This window comes from Vibrio sp. 1151_11, assembly GCF_029478525.1.
Taxonomy (GTDB): domain Bacteria; phylum Pseudomonadota; class Gammaproteobacteria; order Enterobacterales; family Vibrionaceae; genus Vibrio; species Vibrio anguillarum.
The window spans coordinates 1-3,016 of the sequence record NZ_SHMN01000068.1 but is presented as its reverse complement, the minus strand read 5'-3'; the positions used below and the strand labels follow the sequence as shown (position 1 = coordinate 3,016).

Here is a 3,016-nt window from a genome sequence, read left to right as displayed (position 1 = left end):
CTCACTGCTTTGTAAGTTGCTGGGTGCCAACTGGTGCCTTCGTGAAGGCTTGAGCCTAGTGCGGTGAAAGTTGCACGCTGGGTTCTTAGAGGGGCGACACTTGGTAACAGGTGTCGTCTACTCGACATCATTTCGCAACTACTGTCTAAGGCCCAATCTAGCACGTTACCACTTTTACGATTCACAGTTTCACGCTGTCAATCAGGGCAAACTTAGCAGTGTTAGCTGCTGTGCTGTCTTACAGGTATGTAGAAAACATATTAGCAATATTCTTGGTGCAGTTGCTTTAACGTGTTTTGGGTGAACGAGCCACATCAGCTAGCTCACCCAAAACAAAGTTAAGCAACACAAATTCCGTACTTCGGAAGCACATCCCTGATAATCGCTAGCCTATAAGTTTTCAGTGCATCATGGAAAAGCTTCCAGTCTGAATTTAAGAACGAATCTTCATATTTATACGTAACTAAATCAGCGGATTGAGGCGATGCCATAGCTTTACCTCTGGCAATTTCTTTCCAACTATTTCTCCCGTTAACCTCAAAAGTTAGTTCTACAGCAGGAAAACCGAACTCTCCACGAGAAATGCGTTTCAGCCATTCTTTATGACGATCTTCACCATCTTCATGCTTAATGTCTTGAAATGCTGACTTCAAAATGATTTTTTTGTCATTGGGTAAATCATCTTGAGCGTCAATATCCATGCTTTGATCTTCATTGATAAAACATTTAATTGCCTTGTACATTTGATTCGCAGCACTCAAGAAATCCTCGGTATTGTTTCTTGTAATCTTATCACCAGTACCGTTAATATAGCTCCACTCGGCATAAGGACGATCAGGAAAAGAAAGTGCGGGGCCGTGACCCAATGGTGAAATGGTAGCGATACTCCAGTTAAAGATATTGTCTTTTACTCTAGCCAATAAGCCACTATCTGAATTTGATTCTATATCTTCTACCTCGTTAATCTTATGGCTTACTCCTGCGAAACCCTGATGAGCAAAGGTATCTGCGTAAACATGCATTGCAATACCCATCATGTGCAACCCAAAAGAAGAGTTCCTATATGCAGCAACTGATTTAAGCATATCTCTTGCTACTGGGCTGTCAGGAGTACAAACCAAACGCTGAATAAAACCACCCTCAGGTATAGTGTCAGAGTGTTCACCTTGATTACCAGGAAGGAAGTGAAAAGGTATCCATGCTAGATGGTTGGCAAGCTCATTACCATTTCGATAATCGAGCATTTTATGAGCGGAAGAAATACGGTTAAACATCGCCCCATTGTCAAACCGAACTGGATCCGAATTGGTTGCTTCATCAACGTATTGAGCACAGTAAGCTAACTTTTCTGCATCGTTGTGTGTCATTCCAGCGTATCTAGCAACAACATAAGTGAGTGAATGGTGTCCATCTATTTGCATTTGCGCATCTCCTATTGAACATTATTTGTTCAATATAACCTCTTATAAAATCGAAATATTTAATATTGATTGGAGTTTGATAAATTTAGCCTTGATGTATTAACCAGCCCTAGTATCCCGTCAGCAGGGCTTATAGGATCAGGTTTTGACTTTTACCTGTCATTAGCTTTCTTTATTCAATTAGTAGGTTAAAAGATGCTTGGTTTTATTTTGTTCAGCACGTTTTGGGGCAAATCTGAGCCGACGAAAAAGGCTGTTTCCTAATTGTGCAGCAGCTTGTTGCACAATTGCCAAGACAACTAAGCTAATCAGTCAACCTTATAGTTAAGGAAGTGCACCTGAACACGTTTCGGGGCATTTTTGATTTAGACAAATTTTGTCAACAGGCTGTTAAACAATTGGAGCTAGTGGGAATTGCTGCAAATGTAAAATTTGCAGAGACTGAGGTTTTCGTCGAAGCCCTAGCAATCGATGTTAGAAAAGGATGTATCCAAGCGTTAGCCCCGCAACCATTATGATGATACTGGTTAGTGTCATATTTTTGTCAACCCATTCATCAAGCTTACTCATTCGAAGATCCTCTTTCTTTTCTAATTAAATCAAAACCATGTTCAATACCATTAGTGACTTCACGTAAGTGTGTCTTATTTGGTGAACTCAAACTTGCAATAACTCGACCAATTTCATTGCTCAAGTCATAAAGCTCAATATCACCATCAGGAAGGCTATCAAGTGCAAACTTGAGGTTTGAAAGAAAAATATATAGGTTCACCAAATCTGAACGAAGTTCATCGAAAACCTCATTTCGGTTAGCCATGAAATTATCTGTAATACGCTCTACCGCCTCGGTAAAAGACAACCAATCAGGCTTTTTTTCGGTCAACTTTTCTTTGCTCATAGCATACAACCTGACAGAAGATTTAGATCAGTTGCAGTATAGCAAAATCAGCTAGGTTGCCGTTAGATCGAATGCGTCTTAAATACGTCTAGGGACATAAACGTGCCAGTGTCTTTGCTAATTTAGCATGGTATCAATTAGGTTAAATATCGTGTTCCTCTAGTTTGCCGACCAAATTCATCTTTCCACTACACTTTCGAATTCACTGAAACTGTGATAAATCATGATTTGCTCACAAAATATGCAAAATGCACTTGAGTTAATATGCAGCAGCCTGAGTATGTAAGTGTGGGAAATCGTTCACACAACTTACATTTATCCAAAAGGAGTAAACAGATGGGCAAGTATGTAATTAAGAAATCTACAAAGGATACCAATCAACCATACTATTTTGTACTTAAAGCAGACAACGGGCAAGTGATTGCGACCAGTGAAATGTATGCTTCAAAGCAAGGGGCAGAAAGTGGTATCGCCTCTGTTAAGAATAACGCAGACTCAATAACGGTTGACGAGTCTTAAAATGAATCCAGTTTCTGGCTTATAGTTGTCAACAAAGGCCACCTATCAAGGTTAATGCCGATCAGTTAAGGCCAAAGTGATCGGTTGAACGATCCTTCAGAGCTGTCAAAATCCAAGTGTATTTAATGCACTTGGATTTTTTTATGGATGTTTCTCAAGCTCTAAACATAATTAATGA

The 3,016-nt window shown here is 39.8% G+C and carries 3 protein-coding genes and 1 pseudogene; 1 reads left to right on the top strand and 3 read right to left on the bottom strand.

Annotated elements, in window-relative coordinates:
- From EXZ60_RS18690 to EXZ60_RS18680, 3 genes and pseudogenes are all read right to left on the bottom strand, one after another.
- A pseudogene (locus tag EXZ60_RS18690) lies at positions 1-185 on the bottom strand (hypothetical protein); the annotation flags it as partial.
- 153 nt (positions 186-338) lie between these two features.
- Positions 339-1,421: a DUF6765 family protein gene (locus EXZ60_RS18685; protein WP_102964594.1), complete on the bottom strand. Its 1,083-nt coding sequence runs from the start codon at positions 1,419-1,421 to the stop codon at positions 339-341.
- Positions 1,422-1,983: 562 nt separating this feature from the next.
- A complete protein-coding gene (locus EXZ60_RS18680) occupies positions 1,984-2,319 on the bottom strand; it encodes a hypothetical protein (protein WP_277436140.1) in 336 nt (111 codons plus the stop codon).
- Between the two features lie 336 nt (positions 2,320-2,655).
- On the opposite strand from EXZ60_RS18680, the gene EXZ60_RS18675 reads away from it, so the two are divergent.
- Positions 2,656-2,838, top strand: a complete 183-nt coding sequence (locus tag EXZ60_RS18675; RefSeq protein WP_113599308.1) for a YegP family protein — start codon at positions 2,656-2,658, stop codon at positions 2,836-2,838.
- The last annotated feature ends 178 nt before the right edge of the window (positions 2,839-3,016 follow it).